Source organism: Methanolobus sediminis, from assembly GCF_031312595.1.
In the GTDB taxonomy this organism is placed as follows: Archaea; Halobacteriota; Methanosarcinia; order Methanosarcinales; family Methanosarcinaceae; genus Methanolobus; species Methanolobus sediminis.
Genome location: NZ_CP133592.1, coordinates 1,855,827 through 1,879,073, shown reverse-complemented (window position 1 = coordinate 1,879,073; position 23,247 = coordinate 1,855,827). Strand labels below are relative to the sequence as shown.

At 41.8% G+C, this 23,247-nt stretch carries 33 protein-coding genes and 1 tRNA gene; 17 read left to right on the top strand and 17 right to left on the bottom strand.

The genetic code is table 11. The features are described 5' to 3' along the window. The first annotated feature begins 1 nt into the window (after position 1). Positions 2-1,363 (top strand): PFL family protein, encoded by a 1,362-nt coding sequence (locus RE474_RS09290; protein ID WP_309310100.1) that lies wholly within the window; start codon positions 2-4, stop codon positions 1,361-1,363. A 44-nt stretch (positions 1,364-1,407) separates the two neighbouring features. Further along, a complete protein-coding gene (locus RE474_RS09285) occupies positions 1,408-1,920 on the top strand; it encodes a shikimate kinase (RefSeq protein ID WP_309310099.1) in 513 nt (170 codons plus the stop codon). Positions 1,921-1,947: 27 nt separating this feature from the next. Here RE474_RS09285 and RE474_RS09280 read toward each other — a convergent pair whose 3' ends face one another. Further along, positions 1,948-2,160 carry a hypothetical protein gene (locus RE474_RS09280; protein WP_369076077.1) on the bottom strand — a complete coding sequence of 71 codons (213 nt, stop codon included), beginning with the start codon at positions 2,158-2,160 and terminating at the stop codon, positions 1,948-1,950. A 13-nt stretch (positions 2,161-2,173) separates the two neighbouring features. Here RE474_RS09280 and RE474_RS13840 point away from each other — a divergent pair, with 13 nt between their 5' ends. After that, positions 2,174-2,290: a PEF-CTERM sorting domain-containing protein gene (locus tag RE474_RS13840; RefSeq protein WP_369076076.1), complete on the top strand. Its 117-nt coding sequence runs from the start codon at positions 2,174-2,176 to the stop codon at positions 2,288-2,290. Between the two features lie 63 nt (positions 2,291-2,353). Here the strand turns inward: RE474_RS13840 and priL are convergent, their stop codons facing one another. The 4 genes from priL to RE474_RS09260 form a co-directional block, all read right to left on the bottom strand. Beyond that, complete coding sequence (gene priL, locus RE474_RS09275) at positions 2,354-3,418, bottom strand: DNA primase regulatory subunit PriL (protein ID WP_309310097.1); 1,065 nt, start codon at positions 3,416-3,418, stop codon at positions 2,354-2,356. 3 nt (positions 3,419-3,421) lie between these two features. Then, a complete protein-coding gene (gene pcn / locus RE474_RS09270; RefSeq protein WP_309310096.1) occupies positions 3,422-4,159 on the bottom strand; it encodes a proliferating cell nuclear antigen (pcna) in 738 nt (245 codons plus the stop codon). A 104-nt stretch (positions 4,160-4,263) separates the two neighbouring features. Continuing rightward, positions 4,264-4,578 (bottom strand): transcription factor S, encoded by a 315-nt coding sequence (locus tag RE474_RS09265; RefSeq protein WP_309310095.1) that lies wholly within the window; start codon positions 4,576-4,578, stop codon positions 4,264-4,266. Next, entirely contained in the window at positions 4,556-4,972 is a 417-nt protein-coding gene (locus tag RE474_RS09260; protein ID WP_309310094.1) for an NUDIX domain-containing protein, read from the bottom strand. The genes RE474_RS09265 and RE474_RS09260 overlap by 23 nt, the downstream gene beginning before the upstream one ends. A gap of 280 nt (positions 4,973-5,252) precedes the next feature. Between RE474_RS09260 and artA the strand changes: the two genes are divergently transcribed. From artA to RE474_RS09240, 4 genes are read left to right on the top strand one after another with little or no spacing between them, the layout of a single operon-like run. After that, positions 5,253-6,068: an archaeosortase A gene (artA, locus tag RE474_RS09255; protein ID WP_309310093.1), complete on the top strand. Its 816-nt coding sequence runs from the start codon at positions 5,253-5,255 to the stop codon at positions 6,066-6,068. Beyond that, entirely contained in the window at positions 6,069-6,677 is a 609-nt protein-coding gene (locus RE474_RS09250) for a phosphatidylserine decarboxylase (protein ID WP_309310092.1), read from the top strand. 5 nt (positions 6,678-6,682) lie between these two features. Then, the gene (locus RE474_RS09245) at positions 6,683-7,390 is read left to right on the top strand and encodes an archaetidylserine synthase (protein ID WP_309310091.1); all 708 of its coding nucleotides are present in this window, start codon (positions 6,683-6,685) and stop codon (positions 7,388-7,390) included. After that, positions 7,365-7,724: a dihydroneopterin aldolase family protein gene (locus RE474_RS09240; RefSeq protein ID WP_309310090.1), complete on the top strand. Its 360-nt coding sequence runs from the start codon at positions 7,365-7,367 to the stop codon at positions 7,722-7,724. The genes RE474_RS09245 and RE474_RS09240 overlap by 26 nt, the downstream gene beginning before the upstream one ends. A 16-nt stretch (positions 7,725-7,740) precedes the next feature. Here the strand turns inward: RE474_RS09240 and hisC are convergent, their stop codons facing one another. From hisC to RE474_RS09190, 10 genes are all read right to left on the bottom strand, one after another. Then, a complete protein-coding gene (hisC, locus tag RE474_RS09235) occupies positions 7,741-8,838 on the bottom strand; it encodes a histidinol-phosphate transaminase (RefSeq protein WP_309310089.1) in 1,098 nt (365 codons plus the stop codon). Then, positions 8,825-9,931: an acetylornithine transaminase gene (locus RE474_RS09230; protein ID WP_309312236.1), complete on the bottom strand. Its 1,107-nt coding sequence runs from the start codon at positions 9,929-9,931 to the stop codon at positions 8,825-8,827. The genes hisC and RE474_RS09230 overlap by 14 nt, the downstream gene beginning before the upstream one ends. A gap of 189 nt (positions 9,932-10,120) precedes the next feature. After that, a complete protein-coding gene (locus RE474_RS09225) occupies positions 10,121-10,462 on the bottom strand; it encodes a hypothetical protein (RefSeq protein WP_309310088.1) in 342 nt (113 codons plus the stop codon). A 45-nt stretch (positions 10,463-10,507) separates the two neighbouring features. After that, positions 10,508-11,338, bottom strand: a complete 831-nt coding sequence (locus RE474_RS09220; protein WP_309310087.1) for an acyltransferase — start codon at positions 11,336-11,338, stop codon at positions 10,508-10,510. 141 nt (positions 11,339-11,479) lie between these two features. Next, a complete protein-coding gene (locus RE474_RS09215) occupies positions 11,480-11,953 on the bottom strand; it encodes a PUA domain-containing protein (RefSeq protein WP_309310086.1) in 474 nt (157 codons plus the stop codon). A gap of 421 nt (positions 11,954-12,374) precedes the next feature. Continuing rightward, positions 12,375-13,841, bottom strand: a complete 1,467-nt coding sequence (locus tag RE474_RS09210) for an RtcB family protein (protein WP_309310085.1) — start codon at positions 13,839-13,841, stop codon at positions 12,375-12,377. A gap of 132 nt (positions 13,842-13,973) precedes the next feature. Continuing rightward, complete coding sequence (locus RE474_RS09205; RefSeq protein WP_309310084.1) at positions 13,974-14,774, bottom strand: alpha/beta fold hydrolase; 801 nt, start codon at positions 14,772-14,774, stop codon at positions 13,974-13,976. Positions 14,775-14,823: 49 nt separating this feature from the next. Further along, positions 14,824-15,267, bottom strand: coding sequence for an archease (locus tag RE474_RS09200; protein ID WP_309310083.1), 444 nt, complete (start codon positions 15,265-15,267; stop codon positions 14,824-14,826). 72 nt (positions 15,268-15,339) lie between these two features. Beyond that, the gene (pgsA, locus tag RE474_RS09195; RefSeq protein ID WP_309310082.1) at positions 15,340-15,951 is read right to left on the bottom strand and encodes an archaetidylinositol phosphate synthase; all 612 of its coding nucleotides are present in this window, start codon (positions 15,949-15,951) and stop codon (positions 15,340-15,342) included. 112 nt (positions 15,952-16,063) lie between these two features. Beyond that, positions 16,064-16,624 (bottom strand): aldolase, encoded by a 561-nt coding sequence (locus RE474_RS09190; RefSeq protein ID WP_309310081.1) that lies wholly within the window; start codon positions 16,622-16,624, stop codon positions 16,064-16,066. A 98-nt stretch (positions 16,625-16,722) separates the two neighbouring features. Between RE474_RS09190 and RE474_RS09185 the strand changes: the two genes are divergently transcribed. The 7 genes from RE474_RS09185 to RE474_RS09155 all read left to right on the top strand — a co-directional run bounded on the left by RE474_RS09185 (position 16,723) and on the right by RE474_RS09155 (position 19,876). Next, positions 16,723-16,796 (top strand) — tRNA-Thr (locus RE474_RS09185). A gap of 114 nt (positions 16,797-16,910) precedes the next feature. Beyond that, on the top strand, positions 16,911-17,093 hold the full coding sequence (locus RE474_RS09180; protein WP_309310080.1) for a hypothetical protein: 183 nt from the start codon (positions 16,911-16,913) through the stop codon (positions 17,091-17,093). A gap of 84 nt (positions 17,094-17,177) precedes the next feature. After that, on the top strand, positions 17,178-17,600 hold the full coding sequence (locus RE474_RS09175; RefSeq protein ID WP_309310079.1) for a hypothetical protein: 423 nt from the start codon (positions 17,178-17,180) through the stop codon (positions 17,598-17,600). Positions 17,601-17,614: 14 nt separating this feature from the next. Further along, on the top strand, positions 17,615-18,847 hold the full coding sequence (locus RE474_RS09170; protein ID WP_309310078.1) for a hypothetical protein: 1,233 nt from the start codon (positions 17,615-17,617) through the stop codon (positions 18,845-18,847). 86 nt (positions 18,848-18,933) lie between these two features. Beyond that, positions 18,934-19,299 (top strand): DUF3795 domain-containing protein, encoded by a 366-nt coding sequence (locus RE474_RS09165; RefSeq protein ID WP_309310077.1) that lies wholly within the window; start codon positions 18,934-18,936, stop codon positions 19,297-19,299. Further along, positions 19,283-19,591, top strand: coding sequence for a nucleotidyltransferase family protein (locus RE474_RS09160; RefSeq protein WP_309310076.1), 309 nt, complete (start codon positions 19,283-19,285; stop codon positions 19,589-19,591). The genes RE474_RS09165 and RE474_RS09160 overlap by 17 nt, the downstream gene beginning before the upstream one ends. Positions 19,592-19,672: 81 nt before the next feature. Further along, on the top strand, positions 19,673-19,876 hold the full coding sequence (locus RE474_RS09155; protein ID WP_309310075.1) for a YwbE family protein: 204 nt from the start codon (positions 19,673-19,675) through the stop codon (positions 19,874-19,876). A 33-nt stretch (positions 19,877-19,909) separates the two neighbouring features. Here the strand turns inward: RE474_RS09155 and RE474_RS09150 are convergent, their stop codons facing one another. After that, positions 19,910-20,098 carry a hypothetical protein gene (locus tag RE474_RS09150; protein ID WP_309310074.1) on the bottom strand — a complete coding sequence of 63 codons (189 nt, stop codon included), beginning with the start codon at positions 20,096-20,098 and terminating at the stop codon, positions 19,910-19,912. A 144-nt stretch (positions 20,099-20,242) separates the two neighbouring features. Further along, positions 20,243-20,440, bottom strand: a complete 198-nt coding sequence (locus RE474_RS09145; protein ID WP_309310073.1) for a CxxC-x17-CxxC domain-containing protein — start codon at positions 20,438-20,440, stop codon at positions 20,243-20,245. Between the two features lie 547 nt (positions 20,441-20,987). Between RE474_RS09145 and RE474_RS09140 the strand changes: the two genes are divergently transcribed. The 3 genes from RE474_RS09140 (at position 20,988) to RE474_RS09130 (ending at position 23,200) form a co-directional block, all read left to right on the top strand. Further along, on the top strand, positions 20,988-21,383 hold the full coding sequence (locus RE474_RS09140; protein WP_309310072.1) for a cupredoxin domain-containing protein: 396 nt from the start codon (positions 20,988-20,990) through the stop codon (positions 21,381-21,383). Between the two features lie 69 nt (positions 21,384-21,452). Next, a complete protein-coding gene (gene ygiD, locus RE474_RS09135; protein ID WP_309310071.1) occupies positions 21,453-22,268 on the top strand; it encodes a 4,5-DOPA-extradiol-dioxygenase in 816 nt (271 codons plus the stop codon). 131 nt (positions 22,269-22,399) lie between these two features. Then, positions 22,400-23,200 carry an ABC transporter ATP-binding protein gene (locus RE474_RS09130; RefSeq protein WP_309310070.1) on the top strand — a complete coding sequence of 267 codons (801 nt, stop codon included), beginning with the start codon at positions 22,400-22,402 and terminating at the stop codon, positions 23,198-23,200. Positions 23,201-23,247 lie beyond the last annotated feature (47 nt).

The following is a 23,247-nucleotide window of genomic DNA, read 5'->3' as shown; positions in this document are numbered from 1 at the left end:
CATGTTAATCCATCCTGAAGAGATCCTTGAAACAATAAAAATGGTAAGTAGTGAGAATCTTGACATAAGGACAGTCACCATGGGTATCAGTCTTCGCGGCTGCAGTCATCCTGATATCGATATTTTCAATGAGAATGTTTATAACCGGATAATGCATTACGCAAAGGATCTTGTAAAGACCACCAATGATATCCAGAACCTTTACGGCATTCCTATTATTAACAAACGTATTTCAGTAACACCAATAGCTATTGTCGCAGAGAGTTGCGATACTACTGATCTGACATCAGTTGCCCGGACTCTTGACCGGGCGGCTGAGGATGCTGGTGTTGACTTCATCGGAGGTTTCAGTGCACTTGTTCAGAAAGGTATGACTCCTGGTGACCTTAATCTTATCAACTCTATCCCACGAGCTCTTGCTAATACTAATAAAGTATGTTCCTCTGTGAATGTAGCAACTACTAAAGCAGGTATTAATATGGATGCTGTTGCCCTGATGGGTAAAGTCATCAAAGAAACTGCAGAGCTGACAAAAGATAATGCCGGTATTGGTTGCGCGAAACTTGTGGTATTTGCAAATGCACCGGAAGATAATCCATTCATGGCAGGTGCTTTCCACGGTGTTGGTGAACCGGATTGTGTAATCAATGTCGGTGTGAGCGGTCCCGGAGTCGTCAATTCCACTGTGCGCTCTCTTCAAGACCCTACATTGGGTGACATTTCAGAGTGCATCAAAAAGACTGCTTTTAAGATCACCAGAATGGGTGAAATGGTGGGACGTGAAGCTGCCCGCAGGCTCAATGTCCAGTTTGGTGTGCTTGACCTATCTCTTGCCCCGACTCCTGCTATAGGTGATAGTGTTGCCGCCATCCTTGAGGCCATGGGTCTGGAAAGCTGTGGTACACACGGTACGACTGCTGCACTGGCACTTTTGAATGATGCTGTTAAAAAAGGAGGAGCTATGGCATCTTCGTCTGTTGGTGGCCTGAGTGGTGCTTTCATTCCAGTCAGTGAGGATGCGGATATGATCAGAGCTGTTCAGCGAGGTTCTCTTACATTGGACAAGCTGGAGGCTATGACAAGTGTATGTTCTGTTGGTCTTGATATGATAGCAGTTCCTGGAGATACTTCATCCTCCACCATATCCGCTATTATTGCAGATGAAATGGCTATCGGTATGATCAATAAAAAGACAACTGCTGTCAGGGTAATCCCAGCTCCGGGCACAAAGGTCGGTGACATGATAGAATTCGGTGGCCTGCTTGGAAGCGCACCGGTAATGCCAGTGCATAATTTCAGTTCCGAACAGTTCATTTCAAGAGGCGGACGCATTCCTGCACCTATACAATCGCTTACTAACTGATCAAACCGTCCATTATTTTTTGTTCAAAGATACGTGATGATAATATGATTATAACTCTCATCGGCATGCCGGGCGCAGGGAAAAGTTCTGCGGGAATGAAACTTGCTTCCTTACTTGGCTATGAGTTTATCGATACGGATAAATTAGTTATCGATAACTCCGGAAAAGATTTGCAGGATATAGTTAATGACCTGGGGGACATAGCATTGCTGAAAGCCGAGGAACAGAGTATCATCAACATGGAGCTGAAGGATAATTGTATCATTGCTACTGGTGGGAGTGTTGTCTACTCAGAAAAAGCAATGAATTTCCTGAAAGGGCACTCCGTTATTGTTTATCTTGATGTTCCTTTTGGAACAATTGTTTACCGCCTGTCAAATCTTGCAACCCGCGGCGTAGTAGGCCTTAAGGAAAAAGGTCTTCGTGGTCTTTATGAAGAGAGGACAGGGCTTTACATGTCTTTTGCGGACTATACTATAAACGTTTCCCGAAACGATAAAGTGATGGGGGTTGTAAAAAAGATAATGAGTGAAGTTATGCCTGAGTCTGACTCCTGATAAATCATCTCATTTATCCTGAGTATTTCACCATATTTTTACACGCTTTGAGCAGGCATCGTAAATATAGTTCCCATTTTCTTTTTGAAGAGTCTTTTCCAGATATTGTTCCAGTATCTTCTTTTGATCATCATTCTTAAGTGAAAAATGGCTTGACAGGTTGTCAACTGCTTCATCAAGTGTTTCATATGCCTCAGTTCTTCCAAGTGTGAAAGTTTCCATATTCGGATGAATTCCCATCTGGTACAGCACATTGAAGAGTACATCACATTTTGGCTCTGTAGAAATCCCTGAGTTCCCAACAATTGCAATCCCTGTCGCAGCAATTATCGGACTTGCATTCTTCATGCAGCGCAGAAAGGACTGTTAAAAAAATAATTAATGGGACAAATTATGTCCTTATTATTCTTTTTTAAAAACCGAATACTAACTTTCACTCATCCGGACTCTTTTCAGGAGCATTATTCCCAGCAGCCTTTTGAGTATCTCTTTTCCTGAACCAGACCTTGCGGCTGTAATAATTGAGAGGATGGCTTATTTTCTTGCACATTTCATCAGGAGCATAGCAATTACCATAAGTCTGCATTGTTGAGCAAGATGGTGGCTTGTAGTGAGTACCTGAAGAACCAGCAATATGCTCGATCTGATACCTGGCCTTTTCGATATCAAAATCAGGCGATGCAGTAAAGAGATTCATAATGTCATCAACGGTCATACCTATAGTTAGCAGGAATGCAGTCATGGCAAATCTCATGGAATGAGCAAGGTTCACACCTGCCTGAGTATTAGCTATAGCTTGTGTAATACACGGAGGGAAAAGATCAGTTTCAACTGATTCAAATTCCGAATCACCAAAAGTGCTCTTTCGTTCCTCAAGCAACTCCCGGATATCTGCAAGATAAGGCTCACATGACTGTACAAGTTCTTCATTCACAGGCATGGGCAGATTGTGTTCAACACGTTCCTTGATAAGTTCCTGTAAAAGACGGGAGAACTCTTCTTTTGAAACGTTCACGTTTCCATGATGAAGCTTGCGATTAACAAGTTTCCATTCAATTGCTTTTAGGGAACTTGCCATTCTAATGTATGAGGTAAAATGCAGCTTAAATCCAGAATCACTTGTATCAGGATACACAGAAAAATCAGATGCAAACTCCTCAAGGAAATCAAGGTTCATTGTCTTCAGGAGTTTGTATGAGGCAACAGCCTCTGCAAGACAGTACCTGCGAATCAGAAAAGGATCATCGATACATGAAACAAGTATTCTTGAAAATGGGTAGGAAAGCAGTTCCAGCAATATCTTCTGTTCATCTGATACAGAAAGAGAAGGCTTGAACAGCTCACCTTCGATCGCCTGCATAACACGTTCTTTTCCACGGATTCGTGCAGATTCCATGGCTCTGGAAGTAACCAGGCGATCAAGGGATATTCCGAGGTTTTTTACATGTGCTGATGCCCCGGAAATGTAAGGATATAGTGCAAAGTCTTTTTCATCCATAGATCAGTCAGACTCGATCCTCGGAGCCAGAAGATAACCGACCTTTCCTGCACCGTTTGCAATCGTGAACCCAATCTTCACAGGGAAGTCCTTTCCAAGCTCTACGGTAACTTCATTAGAACGTGAAGCAGGTTTGACTATATCGGACAGGTAATCCAGTGAGAAAAGTGAACGTGCCTCACCTGATTTCAGGTCAATAAGACTGTCACGCGTCATGTCAAGGCGTACGCGGTCTGTGTCACCTTCAGCTTCCATATAGAAGACATCTTCATCAATACCAAGCAACATGTGGTCACTTATCTTCTCGGCGGCTTTTACAGCCCTCTGGAGATCCTTTCCATTAAGGACAACCTCAGCAGGCAACTCTAGCTGTGGTATCCTTGGTTCTGCCCTGATAGTAGATGGATCAAGCAAGGCAAGAGTATATGAAAGACCACCAAGATGAAGTGACATTTTCTGTGACATCTCATCTAATTCCATGACAACTTTCTCATCCCTGCCTGCAACACTGAAAATATCACTGATCTTTGAGAGGTCCATACCAATCTCGGAATCATCAGCATTGAACTCATCAAAAGCACTTGAGCTAAGCTCAAAACTTACCATAGCCACATTTGCAGGGTCTACAGCCCTTACAACCAGGCCTTCAGGAGAGATCCTGAAACGTGCTTCATCAACAAGAACCGAAAGAGTTTCAATTGCAGTCTTTAAAATATCTGCATCAATAGTTGCCTTGAACATCTGGATTCGCCACCAATAAATTGAATTTTTAGGTCATTATATCTAATAAGTAATATAAGTTTTCTTTTAAATATCCGAAACGAAGAAAAATGTATCAGATATCTTTAGTCGTATTCACGCCAGGTACAGCCACACTTTGTACATTTGAAGAAACGTGTCTCTGATTCATCAGCAGATCTAAGCTGGCGCAACCACCAATATGCAACGTTGTGCCCACATTCCTCACATCTTACAGTGGTTGTAGGAAGACCCTGATCTACATTACCTTCAAGCACAGTGACATCCCTCTTTTCCCTGGATTCTTTTGATACAAGTGCCTCAGAGCCTTGCTGTTTTCCCTTTACAAAACCACATTTTCTGCACTTAAATGAATCACCTGCAGGGAACATCATACTTTTACATTCGGGACAAAATTCCATAAATATCACTTCTCGCATTATCTATTATTAAGTTATGGTCAAAAGCCATTTGCGGTATATCCGAAACATCGAACAAATGTACCGCCTTAGCATCTGAATCGGCTCTGGGTTCACCTTTCCCCAGAGTCAGGTAAACTACGCTCACCGTGTGTCCGCGGGGGTCGCGCGAAGGTTCAGAATATACTCCAAGTAACTTAACTATTTCTATTGTAAGGCCTGTTTCTTCAAGAACCTCACGCACAACAGCCTCTTCTGTTGTCTCACCAATGTCCACAAAACCTCCGGGAAGTGCGAATTTTCCCTGAAAAGGAGCGTTTTTTCGTTCTATCAGTACAATTTGCCTGTTCAATACGATTACTGCATCAACTGTTAATTTCGGGGTTGTGGGGGGCATGATGAACAGAATTTAACTTTTGGGATTAAACTATGGAAGCCATACATATTAAAGGTGCGCTTTAAGTGAACCGTACCAACACCATAATTAGTTGTACATGAAATAACATAGTTATGTATTGTAAGAACTACTTTCAGAGTTAAAGAAAGATATCCTATTAAGTGGCCATTGCTTCGACAAATACTAAAGACAATAGAAGAAAGCAAACATGGGATAGGAACAAAAACTTAATAGACTACATCAAATATATAGGTGCCATACCTATAATAGGTGTACTTGAATGATCGAAAATATTCTATGGATTGCAGTTGCCCTCATGCTTATCGGATCGATTTTGCCGAAAACTGTGGAGGTGCGCAGAGCAGTATCTGCAGCAGGATGGGGATTTTTCTCCATACACTGGTTCTATCAGCCATTGCACTATATCGAAATCAGGGATTACGTAAATGTTGCCTTGGTTATAACAGTCGGAATAACCTGCTTGATCATAGATTATACTATGTTTAGAGAATACAGGAAAAAGAACATCCCTTCACCTGACATTACAACAATGGCTACCAGCGCGACAGCGCTTGGCTGTCTGTTTTACTTCCCTTTTGCACAAATGGAAGTCCTGAATGTAGGAATCATATCCCAGGTCACGGATACCGTACTTCTTACCCTGCATTACCTGAACATCCCAGCTGAACTGGTAGCATGGAACAAAATAACACTTAACGGATACACAGTAGAGATTATACTTGCCTGCACTGCTATTGAGAGTATAGCACTTTTCATAGGCCTCATCGCATCAGTAAACGCACCAATTAAAAGATTGGCAGCAGCATTCATAGCTTCAGTGCCTGTTATATATATATTAAATATACTAAGAGATGCTTTTGTAATTATAGCCTATGGGTACCAGTGGTTCGGTCCTGAAAGCTTTGAAATAGCCCATAATACTATTGCAAAGATAGGATCAGGATTTGCATTATTTGTAATCGCTTACATTGTCATGCGCATACTACCGGAGCTGGTAGACCTGATAGAAGGAATCTGGTTTTTGGTTACCGGATTTGTTCAGAAGCTATTCTATAAAGTAGTAGGAAACCAGTAAATGCTTGCAAAAGGTTCTTTTCCCTGGATACTAACATCCATCACTGTAAGTGTGGTAAGCTTCTTTGCATACCTGCTATACAAAGTTCCATATTCCGGAATGATTGCTGCACTTGGAATATCAGTCACAATATTCTTCTTATTCTTTTTCAGAGACCCCGAAAGAGAAATAAAGGAACACGAGAGCCACATGCTCTCACCTGCAGATGGCAGAGTAGTGGACATAAGAGATCGGAAAATCTGTATTTTTATGAACTTCCAGAATGTTCATGTAAACAGATTGCCAATTACCGGTAAGATACACACTATCGAACATAAAAAAGGTGGATACATCCCTGCATTCTGCAAAGATTCACATCGGAACGAAAGAAGCCATACGCTTATAGAAACAGAGCATGGCCTGGTAGAAGTGATACAGATAGCAGGAACAGTCACACGTAGAATTGTCTCCTATGTGCAGGAAGGAGATCACATGAAACAAGGGCAGCGTTTTGGAATGATACGCTTTGGATCAAGAGTTGATGTTACAATTCCAGAAAATTTTGATATATTAATAAAAAAGGGAGACCGCTTATTTGCCGGTGAAACAGTAATTGCCAGAATAAAATAAAGGAAGTGAACCAGATACTCCATACATTAAAACTACCTGATTTTGTCACTTTACTGAATGCATTGTGTGGAGTTATTGCCATTATAATTGTGCTTGATGGTTTTACTTATCTTGCACCACTGCTCATACTAATTGCTGCAATTGCAGATGGCGCCGATGGTCATCTTGCCCGCAAATTCTCATCCAGTGAAATAGGAGGTAACCTGGATTCACTTGCAGACGTTATTTCATTTGGAGTCGCACCCGTTATAATCACATACTCATATATCACTGGAGCACAAGCACAGTATATTCTGCTTCCTGCAATGTTATTCTATTTCATATGTGGCATACTGAGACTTGCAAGGTTTAACACAATGCATCTGGGTATGAATGCATTTAGCGGTTTACCAATAACTGCCGGAGGCATAGCCGTATCTTCATATCTACTCATTGGCGAGCGATTCTTTGATACATATACTATGGCTTTGCTGGCAATAGTACTCGGTTTTCTCATGATCAGCAACGTGACATACATCAAAGCAAGAAATAAGAATATACTTGTTTCACTCACACTGATATTCGCTGCAACCATTGTTTCATACTTTGTAAATATCGAATACACCCACATTATGGCATCAATACTTTCCGGACTGATGACATTTTACATAATCTCACCTATCATCAAGAAGAACAAAGAGGTACAATATGCAGGAAAACGAAGTAATAACTGACAGGGATAACGTACTTTTTGAAGCAGGTATCAAGCTTGGTGCACTTTATCACCAGTTCACAGGCTCACCGGTCAATCTGGATACAGTCGATAGTCTGGAAAAAGGAATACAGGAAAGTATTTCAGTTCAGCCCTGCGTTGAGAAGATAAGTGTCTCCATCAACAGGGACATGATAAGTTCCAAGCTAAACGGCAAGTACGGCTACTGCGAACTTGAAGGGCGCATGCTGGATGTTCATATCACAGCCATATTCAAAACTGCAAAAGTGGATGTCAGCCTGGCATTTGACACAGAACTTGACTACCCACTTATGAAAATAGAAAAAATATATTGATTTTTGCTAACTAGATTCAGTTAGAACCGGCCTTTGCTTCTTCAAAGGCTGACACTACTTTCTCATTCTGTTCCCGGGTTCCCACGGTCACACGTATCAGTGATTCACCGGCATTTTTGAAAGAGCGACAATCCCTTACAATGATGCCTTTTTTCATAAGAGACTCTGATACATCCTTTGCAATCAATGGTGAAACATCCACAAGGATGAAATTGGCCTGAGATTCATACACCTTAAATGGTATCTTCTCTGTCAGGAACTTACGGCCTTCCACAGTCATTGAGATACTCTCCTTCAGATATTCCGAATCAGAAAGTGCAGCCACTCCTGCCATAACAGCAGGCAGACTGACATTGAAAGGAGTTGCGATCTTCATATACTGGACTTTGAGCCATGCTGGCATCAAACCATATCCGATTCTCAGACCCGCAAGTCCGAATGCCTTTGAGAAGGTTCTGCCGATTACAAGGTTATCGTACTCAAGCACCAGTTTTGAGAGATTGCAGTTCGCAAAATCAACATATGCCTCATCCACAAACACAAGTCCCTTTGTAGATCCAAGAAGAGAACGGACATCATCTTCTGAAGTAAGCATGCCGGTAGGGTTGTTTGGGGAACAGAGGAATACAACTTTTGTCCTGTCAGTAATAGCTTCCTTTATGGCAGCTACATCGAATTCCAGCCCTTCACCGGGAGCTACATGAATCGCAGTCGCTCCGTTTGCACGTGCTGCAATCTCATAATAGGAGAATGTTGGGGTTGGAATTACCACTTCATCCCCAGGCTCGATAAGTATACGCATGAGGTTGTCAAGCAAACCGTCCATGCCCGGACCGGAAGCACATATGTTCTCAATAGGAAGACCTGTGTATACAGAGAGAGCTTCCACAAGCTCGGAAGCATCAGCTGAAGGATATATATTCACTTTTGAAGCAGTAGATACAAGAGCTTCAACTGCCTTAGGAGACGGACCAAGAACATTCTCATTGGAACCCAGCTTTATGATATCCTTTGGATTGATGCCGTATTTCTTTGCAATTTCCTCTATGGATTTTCCAGGAACATATTCTGCAATCGAATTTACAACGCCCTTGATTAGCTCAGGCCTGCTCAAGTACGCCCACCACCCTATCGATCTGCTCTTTTGTGATTACCAGTGGAGGAGCGATACGCAGTACTGTTTCAGAGGTGCAGTTAAGAAGAACACCATTTTTGCGACCGTGTTCCACAAGGTCAGCGCATTTACGGTCAAACTGGACACCAATCATAAGACCCTTTCCACGAACTTCTACAAAGCCCTCGGTGGAAATTTTGCTTAGTTCACTGCGGAAGTATTCACCCATTTCCTTTGAGCGCTGGATGAGATCCTCTTCACGGATAACATCGATTGATGCAAGTGCAGCGGCGCATGCAAGTGGACTGCCTCCGAATGTTGCAGCATGTTCGCCACGGTTGAAGGCTACACCTTCACGGGCAGCGATAGCACCCATTGGGAAACCTCCACCAATTGCTTTGGCCATTGTCATGATGTCTGGTTCAACACCAAAGTGTTCTTTACAGAACCAGGTTCCTGTCCTACCAAACCCGGTCTGGACCTCGTCAAAGATGAGGAGAACTTCATTCTCGTCACATATCTTGCGGACCTCTTTCAGATAATCCGGCGAAGGAACGTTAATGCCGCCTTCTCCCTGTATTGGCTCAACGATAACAGCAGCGGTTTTTGAGGTGATCGAATCGGATACTGCCTGCGCATCATTGAATGGTACAAACTTTTCTTCCTGCACAAGTGGTTTGAACGGAGCGCGGTAAATGTCTTTGTATGTCAGGCTCAGTGCACCCATAGTACGACCGTGGAAGGAGTGTTCCACTGCTATGAAATCGGTCTTTTTGGTTGTTGCCCTTGCAAGTTTCATTGCAGCTTCAACTGCCTCAGTTCCAGAATTACAGAAGAACACACGGTCCATGCCTGTGACATTGACCAGTTGCTCGGCAAGCTCTGCCTGTGGCTGCGTATAATAAAGATTGGAAACGTGAATGAGTTTCTCAGCCTGCTTTTTAATCGCTTCTGTAAGACGTGGGTGGCAGTGACCAATATTGTTCACCGCAATTCCGGCAACACAGTCAACATATTCCCTGCCTTCGATATCATAAACCAGAGAACCTTTGCCGCTTTCAAGGACCACTGGCTGGCGGCCGTATGTCTGCATTACATATTTTGAGTCCTTATCGAATATGGATTTTGACTCAGATGATGATGAAGTATAATCCTGTTGCAAATTAACACCTGTTCACTATAATTATTAGAACCGTTTTTAAATCTGACTATCGCTCAAGAAAAAAACAAAAAGAAAATAAATGTGACCCTGACCAGCCTTCAGCCAGCCGAATGCCACTTCTTAAAGAATGCGTCTGTCAGGTACCTTTATCGCCACGTAGAGATGATAAAGGAAAACAAGCATTGATATCTGGAAAACAAGCAGCATCAAACTTTTAACATTATCAGACTCTGTGCTTCCAGGTATTGAATTTATCGTTACAAGTACCTCTAAAAGATATAGTACAAAACCTACTGTCAGAAAGACAAAATACTTTTTCAGATTGTTAAATGATACATAAATTCGCGAGCGTATGACATCGGGATCGATCTTCATCAGGAGATAAGATGTCAATAGCGCCAGAATCACTATACAAAGACGTATTGCAAGATCCAGAAAATGGAACATTGAACTTAGACTCATAGCCATCCCCTCATATTTTTGTGTAACCCTATACCTTAAAGCCAATCAGACATCCAGTTGCATCAGTTCATTGTCACTCAAAGCATCATCTTCCTCACGCTCAAAGATGATACCACCCGGTGCACGCATCACGCCATCTACACGGGCACTTTCATGTATCTTTATTGACTGCGAGTTGATCTCTCCCAGAATATGTGTTCCGGCAGCAACGTAAACATTGCCCCTGGAAATAATATTTCCGTGAATCACATTATCTGTTCCGAGTTTTACATCCTGAATGGTACGTATGCTTCCATAAAGTGTAGTCTCATTTGCCATATCAAGGGATGTTGCACGTATGTTCCCTACAAGTCTGCACTTGCTTCCGATAATAGCATTTGAAGGAACCCTTATGGAATCCATGGATATCTTGGAACCGTTTGGAATGATCATGGAATTAAGCCCTATGGACTCCTCATCATCCTCAAACAATTCTTCTAATGCCTTTTCAACTTCCTCATCCTTTCCAAGCCTCAGAAGCTCGCTGATATAAAGGAAAAGATAAACTATGACCGGTACGGGATTTCTTACAACTATCCAGCCCTTGGCTTCAAAACCGCCATTGATCTTCACATCGTTACCAATATCCAGATCACCCTTTACCACCAATTTCCCATCGATAGTAACGAATTCCCCGATATAGGCATTCTCATCTGTTTTGACGTTACCGCCAATCTCAGACCAGATATCGATCCGTGTGTCTCCGGTGGTTACCAGATCACCTGTGACGTTGACCCTTTCACCAAGTATTGCTGAATGTGCAATGATACCGTACTTTATTTCAGAGTGATTGCCTGCAATAACATCCCCATCTACGACTATTGTACGCTCTTCCATCCTTGTATTGTCTGGAATTACAAATGTCTTGAATATCTCCTCTTCTATGCTTTCACTCTCCGGTCAGGGATTACTGTATCAAAGGCACTAATGACTTTATTTTCATCGTATTTAATAGAGATAGATTTATAAATAGTTATTCTAAGATTGTGCTATCCCTCGCCTTACATCAACGGCAGGACCACGGTCCATGCGGATTGCTTCAGCAGGTGATAGTAACAATTGCCCTGTTGCAAGGATCTCATCCTTTCCATCTACTAAGATCACCTCATCCCCTGCTCTTAGTTCCGGGTCTACTGCAACTACGTGTTTTGCAAAAGCGGTTTTGCCTGCTGAGACAAATGGAACTGCATCATCACATACCACGACTCTTGATGCAGGCTTTTCAAGTCCCTGATGAAGTGCAGCGGCTCCGTCTATACTGAGTGTGAGCATTCCGTCCTTTGCACGGACTGTTGCCATATGCTTTCCGTTGAACTGGACCTGTCTTACACGTTTTGTCCTGGAAAGCAGGAATGTGACACCGTCAGGAAAAAGGATCTCTCCACAACCCTTACCGAACTGAATATCGGCCATTGTCCTGACTCTAATGAGGTTTTTATCTGCATTGCTCATAGTTGCTAAATAAAGTATAAGTTTTAAAATGATAGCGGTTAAATTGATATCAGATTATCTCTTATTTAAGGAAGTGAACTTTGTTTGCTATATAAATAATGTCAAACAGATTTATATATAATAATGACCAATTATAAGTTGAGGAAACGGGAACTACTGCTTGTAACTGTATTCAAAGGTATAGTAACTGTAACCAAGCAAAACCATTCATCCCCTCAAACATGTCCCCGTTTCCTCGTTGCTCAATTACAGAGCGAGACTTCTTTTATGTTGTTTTACTGACCAGTGTTAACTCTGATTTTCTTTGCTTTAGGACGGATTAAGGTTATGTAATAAAATCAATTTTCAATTTGAAAATCAGAAACAAAACAGAATCTGTTTTGAGAAAAATAAAAAAAGGAAAGTTAAGCCAAAGGTCAGATCAACCTTTGACAACTCCCATTGGAAGTACACGTGCAACTTTTGTAGCAATGCCAAGGTTATGTACGACATCCACTACATCACTGCTGGATTTGTAGACCTCTGGCGCTTCCTCAGCAATCAGTGATGGCTGTGTCGCTCTTACAATAATTCCCTGTGACTTCAGTTCATTCTGGATCTCTTCACCGCGCAGCTCTTTCTTAGCACTGCTTCGACTCATAACCCTTCCTGCACCATGACAGGCGCTGCCGAAAGTAAGTTCCATGGCAGCAGGGCAGCCTTTCAGGACATAGGATGCTGTTCCCATACTTCCAGGAATTATGACCGGTTGTCCAATGTCTTTGTAATCTTCCGGAATCTCAGGATGACCAGCAGGGAATGCGCGTGTTGCACCTTTCCTGTGGACATAGACTTCTTTTTCCTCGCCATCGATCATGTGTTTCTCAAGCTTTGCAACATTGTGAGCAACATCATACACAAGGTCAAGTCCCAGGTCACCATGCTGAGCCTTGAAGAACTCATCAAAGACCTCGCGAGCCCAGTGCATTATCATCTGGCGGTTTACCCATGCATAGTTTGCCGCACATATCATTGCCTTGAAATAATCCTGCGCCTCCTCAGAACTTGCAGGGGCACATGCAAGCTGTTTGTCAGGTAAAGGAATCTTATACTTCTTAGAAGCCTGAGTAAGCTTCTGGAGATGGTCAGTGCATATCTGATGACCTGCTCCACGTGAACCGCAGTGGATCATGAAAGTGATCTGTCCTTCCTTAAGACCGAAAGCCTTTGCAGCTTCCTCGTCATAGACCTTATCCACATACTGCACTTCAAGGAAATGGTTTCCACTTCCAAGGGTTCCTATCTGCGGACGGCCTCTTTTGCGGGCTTTTATACTGACCTTTGATGGATCAGCACCTGGCATCATTCCATTGCTCTCACAATGGCTGAGGTCTCCTTTCATACCATAGCCATTCTTAACAGCCCAGTTCACTCCGTGGATGAATACGTCATCCAGTTCCTCATCAGTAAGCCTCATGCGACTCTTGGAACCAACACCGGAAGGTATCGCTTCGAACAATGAATCGAGAAGTTCAGCAAGTCTTGGACGGACATCATCTTCCATGAGATTGGAGCGAATGAGACGGACTCCGCAGTTGATATCAAAACCCACACCTCCCGGACTTATCACACCTTCATCTTTATCAAAAGCTGCAACTCCGCCAATGGAGAAACCATAACCAAGATGTGCATCCGGCATTGCCATGGAGTATTTCTGGATGCCTGGCAGGGAAGCTACATTTGCGACCTGATCGATGGTTTCAGGTTCCAGAATTTCAAGGAGAGGTTTTGATACGAATATCCTTCCAGGAACATTCATCCCTGGTTTGTAATTACCGGGCACCTCCCATGTATTATCATTTACTTTTGTGAGAATATCGAGAATTGATGTTGTATTTTTATCTGACATATTATTTCCTCTTGTCATTCTTCCTGTCAATCATCTATAATGAAGACTATGCGCTCTAATCGTATGAATATATTGATTCCCAATAATTAATTAATGAACTGGAAATGGGAAACGTCCAGATGTGTATGATTACTAATAACCCTTTGTCATATCCCGTAGAAAATCACTGACGACCTGTATGAAATGTTCAGTTTCATCATAATGTATGCCATGACCACTGTTATCAAATACATGATATCTGGTATTGGGTCTTTTATCAGCTATTGCTTTTATATGATCTGCATTTGTAACATGGGAATGCTTGCCATGCAACAGGAGCATAGGACAATCAGTTTCAAGCAGATCATCCCACCAGTTGCCATTCAGTGACTCCTGTGATACAGGAAGGTTATTTTTGTCAAATCTTAAATGCCATCCGGTCTCATCTTCATACGCACTTTCCAGAAAATAACGAGGGTCATCTATACCAAATGAACGGATATTATCAGAAAGGGCTTCCAGCGTAGGAGCAGTATCAGGGAAGAAACTTGCAAATGACAGATCATCATTGATCTCAGCCCCGATATCCTCGATGATCAAAGAACGTACCTTATCCTTATTCCTTGCTGCATACTGATATGCATTGACTCCGCCAAGAGAATGACCTAAAATTACCATCTGATGTTCGTCGCCTGTTACCTGAGATGAAAACTGCTCTATGTCATGGATGTAGTCTTCACGCCTGTAATGGTCGCTGTCTGCATGATCACTCCAGCCATGACCGCGCTGATCCAGAGCATAGACATGCCAATCCTTTAGAGATTCCGCAACTTTATTGAATGTCCTCGCATTTCCAAAATGCCCATGAAGCAAAAGAAGGACTGGATTGCCATCACCACCATAATCAAGATATGACAGCCTCAGATCATCACTATAAAAATACGAACGTTTCATATTCACCGCTCCAATGCAGTTACAATTCTAACTCTATCCAGATAAACCATTATGTGTCAACTGTTGCCTGGATCATCCAGCCATCATCTGAGTTCTCGATCCTCATGTCGTTATAAGTTGCAGCCTTTACCTCGGTATCAAAGACATGGACTGAAAGATCGATGGTTTCTCCGTAAAGTGTTGCTTTAAGGGAGCATTCTTCATCGCCAACAGTGATCTTATTGACCTTTACACGACCAAACACCATTTCATCTACTTCGAATATGAAAAGTATCTCAGAAAGCCAGTCAAAGAGCAGGCTGTCAAGATCAAAGGATGTAAGTTCAATGTTTACTGAAAGGCTGTTGTTGACAGAAGAGGTTTCAACCATTACGTTAAGCATGGCAAGGGCGGCATTCTCAAACGCCTGCTCAAGGCTTTTCCCATAAGCCCTAAACCTTACATCAGCAGTGTGTTCCAGATACTCGTAGTCGATATCCATCTCAGATGACATGAACCTTTATTGACCTCAGGATAATTAAATTACTTGGTTCTGGGGTTTACTGTTGTATTGTTATATTTTGGATTATTCCAGTTGTTTCCATATGTGAGCTATACGCTGGAAAGCTGTGATATGACTGCCAACTCCGATAATAAGTATCATCCATCCAAGAGATGAGAATCCAAGTACTTCAGCCTGGTAAAAATAGTAGATCACTGAAGACAACATGATAAGGACCAGCCTGTCTGCCCTTCCTATGATTCCGCCATAGTAGCGTCCGAGATGCAGTGCCTGTGCCTGAGTGCCCAGATAGCTTGTGAGAAGGACACCGACAATGGTTATGACACCTATCTGCCAGTCCACATAGCCTCCGAAGAAGATACCGCATATGATGAACACGTCTGAATAACGGTCAATGACATGGTCAAGGAAGTCACCTCTTGCACTTGATGCGTTGAGGTAGCGTGCTACAAGGCCATCCATTGCATCTAATAATGAGTTTAATGCTACCAATAAACCTGCTACGAGAACAAGAAAAGGATTAAAGGCTGACTTGTAGTACAATATGCCTGCAAGTGCTGCAAAGAGGAGTGATATAATTGAGATTGTGTTAGGGGAGATACCCGTCTTTGCGATTCCAACAGCCATTGGCTCCAGTATTTTTGATGCTACCGGTCTTAGAGCATTGAATGTCATGGATATTGTACCAAATGAGCATTTTTATGATTTAACGTTTTCCGGGATTTATAATATTTCAGTATAATTTCAGGCTAATTATAAGACAAAAAGGAGACAAAAAGGCAAAATTTTATGCCCTGGCGTTTTTGGCAAGGTCATACCAGTATTTGATCTTGCATGAATGTTCAACCTGCGTGGTGAGTACATAGGCCTCATCCAGTACTTTTCCTATGGCAAAGGTGCCGTGACTGTAAATTATGGCGGTTTTGTTATGCGCAAGAGCTGAGGCGAGATTATCAGCAAGCTCGTCTGAACCGATACCGCCTTTGACTACAGGCACTTTTCCGAGGAAGTATTGACCCTCGCTGTCGGCAGGTGTTATACTGTCGCCTTCTGCCAGCAGAGAGAGTGTCACTGCAAAAGGGCAATGTGCATGAACGATAGCAAGAGCAGGAGTTTTACTGTAGATAGCACGATGAACGATGGCTTCGGATGAGGCAATCATATCAAGTGGAGATGAGCCGTCGATACGCACCTCTACTACATTGTCCTCCGTTATTTCATCCAGCGCGCAACCGCTGCGTGTAATGAGCATACGGTTGCCAATCCTCACACTGATATTCCCAAAGTGGGATTCTACCAGTCCGTTCTCCACAAGTTTTTTTCCAATCCTTGAAATTTCACGCCACATAGGATATCTCCGTGTAGTCTGCTACCATAAAATTTATCTGCTATTATGGTATGTAAGGGAATGCTTTCCATAAAAAGATGTGGAATGCGCATCATGTTGCCTCAGTGGCTCAGCCCGGCAGAGCGAGTGATTTGTAATCACTAGGTCGCGTGTTCAAATCACGCCTGAGGCTCATTACTCTTATTCTAACATTGGTTTATAATCCATTAGTGGAACTTTTTCTCATGGCCGGATTCTCAAAACGATAAAATAATAAAAGTCTTAATAGAATGGCAGGTGCATGTCAGTGGACGCTAAAGAAATTATTCTGGTGATCGTAGTAATTATAGCTGCTTTTGCCTTAGTAAAAGCTATTCTTAATTTCATGGGAGCTTTTTTCCACCTGGCATTCAGCTTTGTGTATCTTCTAATTGTGTTTGCGGTAGTTGTGCTGGCAATTATGGCTGTGGCGAAGTTGTTGTTTAAGTGATGTTGGGACTTCAGCAAAGCACTATATATTACTGACCATATAATTTCATATAGCTCATTATCTAACGTGGGAGGAGGGAGTAAAATGAGTGATATCATTAATTTTCGTCTGGATATGACAAAAGAAGACCTAAAAACAGAGCAAGAAGTTTCCGGAGATATAGACGAATTTAGTATCGAAACTATCAAACCTATTACGAGTCTACCCGGGGAACCACTGGAAGAAGCACGTTTTGTGGAGCCGATAACCGCACTAGTTGGTACAACTGTCCTTTACCTCGCAAAACGTATGATAGATCATTGGTTTAAACAAAAGGAACAGGGGGTTATGATGGATCTGAGGGAAGTACCACCACTCGTATCCCGCATTGCCGGTATACCAATGGGTTTTCTTGTGATAATCGATAAGAGCGGAAAGGCCACAACTCACAAAGTAGAATATGATAAAGGCGACGATGAGGCATTGAAATCCATGATGGCCACACTAAACCTTGCACTCAACCAATAGAGGATCTAAGCTCAATGAGCAATAATTTTGAATACCTGAGTGGAGCAATTAATATTTCAGCACCACTGCCGGATACTTTGCAGGAAAATGGATTGGACCACTTCTATGAAGATCCGAACAATGCACAATGGGGAGATGTTCTCTGCCGTGTGCTCTATCATGAATCTATCCATTTCTGGCAATTTCTTGCCTCTGGATATATAGCCAACCTGGTTAGTGAAGAATGGAGACGTTTAAATCATTTTGAACAAATGAACGAGATAATTCCTAAAAGTGATTTTTTAAAGAACTTCACCCTTCATTCTGACGATAAACCATTTTCACCTTATGAACTTACTGAATGCTGGGCCCGGTACTGGGATGTTCATACTCGCAGTCCTGCCCGGATAATACAGGAAGAGAAGATTGAAATTGAGAGGTTAGAACCTATTGATAAAAGGTTGATCGGCACATATTCATGGATCGAATATGACACAATAATGCAAAAAGGAGAAGATTCTCATCTCTATGCTCAGCCCTATCAATGGCTTTTGGAAAAATCTTCCGGTAATAGTTATCTTATTGCACTTCTATTTCCAATAATAACCCACGCTTCTTTTGGCAGTCCTGACCCGGTTAGTTTTTTTACCGGTTGTTTTGAGCGGGCAACACAGGCAGATATAACAAAGGAGATAATGGAACATCGCTCTGGCAATATTAATTTTGACTGGATCAATAGCTGGACATTCGCCTGGTATCAGATCGTGTTACCAACACTTGAGGAGAAAAACTTACCCATTTTTACAAGCGGTTTTGATGTGATACAGCGAGGAATATTAGGAACTCATCCAATATACCATCAATATCTTGAAAAAGCACAGGTATTGTGGAAATTTGTGAAGCTGGCAAATATATTCGATGCATCGGACGAAGACAAAAATAATAGAACTGATTACTCCATGGAGCAGATCGAAAATCATGCAATAACAGAAATGGCTGCAAATAATCCCTGGATTATTTTTGCTCTGCCGGGTCAGCCACATTACCGGCATTTATTAGGTCACTACTTGTCGCCGCCAATGATAAACTTCAAGAATTTTACATATTCATCCGACAAAGTTTCCAGCATGTGGGAATCTGGAGATAAAGCGAGTGAATCTCATGTGACTTTTGAATCACAATCAAACGAATTAGAAATTAGAATCAAGCGTTTTCGGGCAGCAGAAAAAGCTCATTCTCTGGGACTGCCACTAAATGCATTCGAATAAACATATTCTTTTTGAGCTTATCAGTAATTTAATTTAATTTAATTTAATATTGGAAAACATAAAACCAGAACAAACTTGAAAATCAAATGTCAAAGATTGATTCAGAAAACATGTCTGTTAAAGAGATTGGCTGTTGCGGTGCCTACTGCAAAACCTGTAAACCATTCAACACCGGAACCTGCAAGGGATGCAAAATAGGTTATGACACCGGTGAAAGAGACCTTAACAAAGCCAGATGCAAAATAAAAGTCTGTTGTATCGGCAAAGGTTACGATAGCTGTGCCGATTGTCCTGAAATTGAAAACTGTTCTGTGATTAATGAGTTCTACGGTAAAAACGGGTACAAATATGGAAAATATCGGCAGGCAATAGAGTTTATCAGGGAAAACGGATATGAGGAGTTTTTGAAGATTGCGAATAACTGGACGAATGCTTATGGTAAATACAAGTAATATTGAAATTGATATGTACATAGAACAACTTCACAAGTTGCTGCCGGAACTGGAAAAAAGATTCGACGTTAGATCTCTTGCAGTATTTAGGCCTTATGTCAAAAATGAACAAGACAAAAAAAGTGACCTTGAATTGCTTGTAGAGTATACTGAAATGCCGGGATTACTTGGCTTTATTGAACTTGAGGATTATCTTTCTGACACATTAGGAATTAAAGTTGGTCTTGTGCTCAAACCTGTCCTGAAGCAAAAGGTTGGAAAAGATATATTGAATGAAATAATACCAATATAAAAGGCATTCGTAGCTGGAATGGACACATTCTGAATTTTCTTTGGTAAACAATCTTATATAATCTCAAACTCTCCTGCCACCATGAATCCCGGAAGTACACGAAAGAACATCAAAATAGGACTTGGTGTTGGAATCGTTCTCAAACATGATCAGAAAACTGGTAAGATAACCAGAGGTGTTGTCAAAAGGATCCTGACAAATTCCTCATCTCATCCACACGGAATAAAAGTCCAGCTGGAAGATGGTAGTGTTGGAAGAGTAAAAGAGATTTATTCCGGTGAATAACTTAAAATGATTTAGTCTTATTTTCATCCGTGATCATTCGTTCTTAGTATAGCATGCAAACATCTTATTGCAGCTCGTACACCTTGAACTGGATTTATATGCTGCTCCAAAATCACCCGGTTTACCGGAAGTAACTGAAACACATACAATGATTTGTCCCAGCGGCACGCCTGCAAGAATATGAGAACCACATCCGGGACATAGGACCTTTTCTAACTTCATACATACATTCCTCCCTAGCTTTGCTTACGGAAAGTGATCGTATAAAAACAAGGATCAAAAAAAGTTGTGTTGACAGATACAAATCGTATCAGATCGATAACAACATAGGTATCTGTCTGGAATATACTGAATTATACAGAATAATTAGTATCTTTTAGGTGGTCTGTGGTTCTGGAAACATTCCCTGCAGTATACAGGTCTGTCACCGGATGGCTTGAAAGGAACTTCAGTCTCCTGTTTGCAGTCAGAGCATATTGCCTTGTGCATTTCTCTTGGACCGTTGTTTGATCTAAATCCGCCACTGCCGCCTCTACTGTTTCCGCCTCTGTTATTGAATGCCATTTTATATTTCTCCTTAATTTGTACATAGTTCGCACAGCAGAACCGAGACTGAGAATTATTGTATGAACAGGCTATCTGTTAAAACCAAATCGCTCATTCCGATACGGCTACTTCTTACTGTCAGCAATTGTTAAAAGAAGCACGCAAAAATAGAGTAACCCTTTATAAATCGTTGAGCAATCGAACTAGCTTTTAGTAGGCACCTATGGTATAAATAACCGATGCTATCAATTTAGAAAGATTCCAATCAATTTGACTGATTGAAAAAAATGCTTTACTGCAACTCAAGCAAATTCATAATTCTATGACAATTACAGGTTGTAGCAATAAAGAAAACACGATCCTCAATTGAACATGAATCCATCATGACTCCCTATTTTCAGAAACTGACCTCACATAATAAAAAGAACAGATAAAACAGTTGGACCAGGAGTTCTATTTGATTACTGCTCCAGATGGATTTGATAGTCTCCCTGAAAATAATTAAAGTAGAATGCTTTGTGAAAAATTATATCAAGGTGAGACCCTAAATGGAAATGGGGTTAATATGAAAAGAAAACTGATTATATTCATACTTCTGGTCGCTGCATCTCTGGCAATGGGATGTACCAGTTACGACAACACAGAACAGCCTGCAGATTTGGCCAATGAAACTACGATAAGTCCGGCTAATGAGACACCTGCCATGACCTCAGAAAGTATGACTGTGGAAGTATCCATCCAGAACTTCGCTTTCAATCCGCAATCAGTCACTATCTCACCGGGTGATATGGTAAAGTGGACAAACTTTGATTCGGTACCTCACACAGTAGAAGGAGCAGATTTCGCATCCGATGCACTCCAAAATGGCGATTCGTTCAGTCATACCTTTACCGAGAACGGAACCTACGACTACAAATGCTCGATCCACCCTTCAATGACAGGGGAAGTCATAGTGCAGTAAAGCAACAGATAAGGTTTGTATAAGCTGGTATATACAAGATAGCCACCAAGCTCATACAAGGAGTACGAAATGAGTGGAAAATTACCTGAAACGGAGAAAATGCCTGTACTTTTTATTGGACATGGTTCTCCAATGAACATCATCCTTGACAATAGTTACACCCGGAGCCTTGTGAAACTAGGCAAAGAACTTCCAAGACCTGAAGCTATTATGGTAATATCGGCTCACTGGATGACCGACGGGACTTTTGTTACCTGCAATGAAAAGCCAAAGACGATCTATGATTTCTATGGTTTTCCACGGAGATTATATGAACTTGATTATCCAGCTCCCGGAGCTCCATCAGAAGCTGAACTTGCATGCAAAACCGTAAGAAAAGTGCCTGTTGAGTGCAGCAACCAGTGGGGACTGGACCATGCGTCTTGGGCTGTTCTCAAACATATGTATCCTGAAGCTGATATTCCAGTATTTGAGATGAGTATTGATTACTCTTTCAATGAATGGCACCCTAAAATGATGCAATATCACTATGACCTTGCATCAGAACTCAAAGAACTTCGGAATCAAGGTGTGCTTATTATTGGCAGCGGTAACATCGTCCATAATCTGGGTCTTATTGATTTCCAGAATGTAGATGCAGAACCCTATGACTGGGCCGTTGAATTGGACGAGAAGGTCAAGGAAAATCTTCTATCCGGTAACCACATAGATCTCATTGAATACCTGAACATGGGTGAAGTTGCCAAACTGGGTGTTCCCACACTGGATCACTACTTGCCGATGATCTATGCAATCGCATTACAGGAAGAAGGCGAAACTCTTGAGTTTACACATGAAGGCTTCCAGCATGCATCTATTTCAATGAGAGGCTTTAAGATCGGATAAAACACTTTCCGGTTGCTGAAAATCAAGTCCATGGAAAAGATTCGATCTCTATACTCAAAAAGATTATTAGTGTTAGTTCATTAAGAGGAAGCGATTATCCCTGGATTTTCACAATACCGGAAGTTGCTCAAATGCCTGAAAAAAATATCCCTGAAACACTTATTGAAATGGAAAATATCATAGTTCGCAAAAACGACAGGATAATTCTTGACTCAATGAATTTCAACATGAGAAAAGGCGAGAATATAGCTATCATCGGACCGAATGGTTCCGGCAAGTCATCTATCATCAAAACAATTATAGGAGACTATCGCCCAATTGCAGACACTGAAGGCATGGTTTTCAGGATCATGGAGAAGGACAGGTGGGTAATCTCTGACCTGAAAAATCTCATGGGAATCGTATCAGGTGACCTTCAACTTGACTATACAAGGGATATCTCAGTTGTAGAAGTGGTGCTTTCCGGTTTTTTCAGCAGCATTGGTATCTATCCTAACATGAAGATCGAACCTTACATGCTGAAAAGAACAGCAGATATCATTGACTTCCTTGAGATAAGACATCTTGCCAGCAAGAACATATCACACCTTTCAACCGGTGAAGCAAGAAGAGTTCTCATCGGAAGAGCACTTGTCCACGACCCCATGATACTTGTCCTGGACGAACCGACAAACAGCCTTGACCTGAAAAGCAAACATGTGTTCAGGGAAACTGTGAGCAAGATTGCCTCTGCCGGAAAGAGCATAATCCTTGTAACCCACGACCTTGAGGATATTGTCCCTGAAATCAACCGTGCCGTTCTTCTGAAAGACGGCAGGATCTTTGCAGATGGAGATATTGAGGATATTCTTACTGCCGAGAAACTGACGGAGTTATTTGGCATTCCGGTTGAGGTTGGTAAGGATAAGGGATATTATCATGCCTGGTGCTGAGAGAGAACCATTTCAAACAGATTATTCAATTGTTACTATCTAAATAT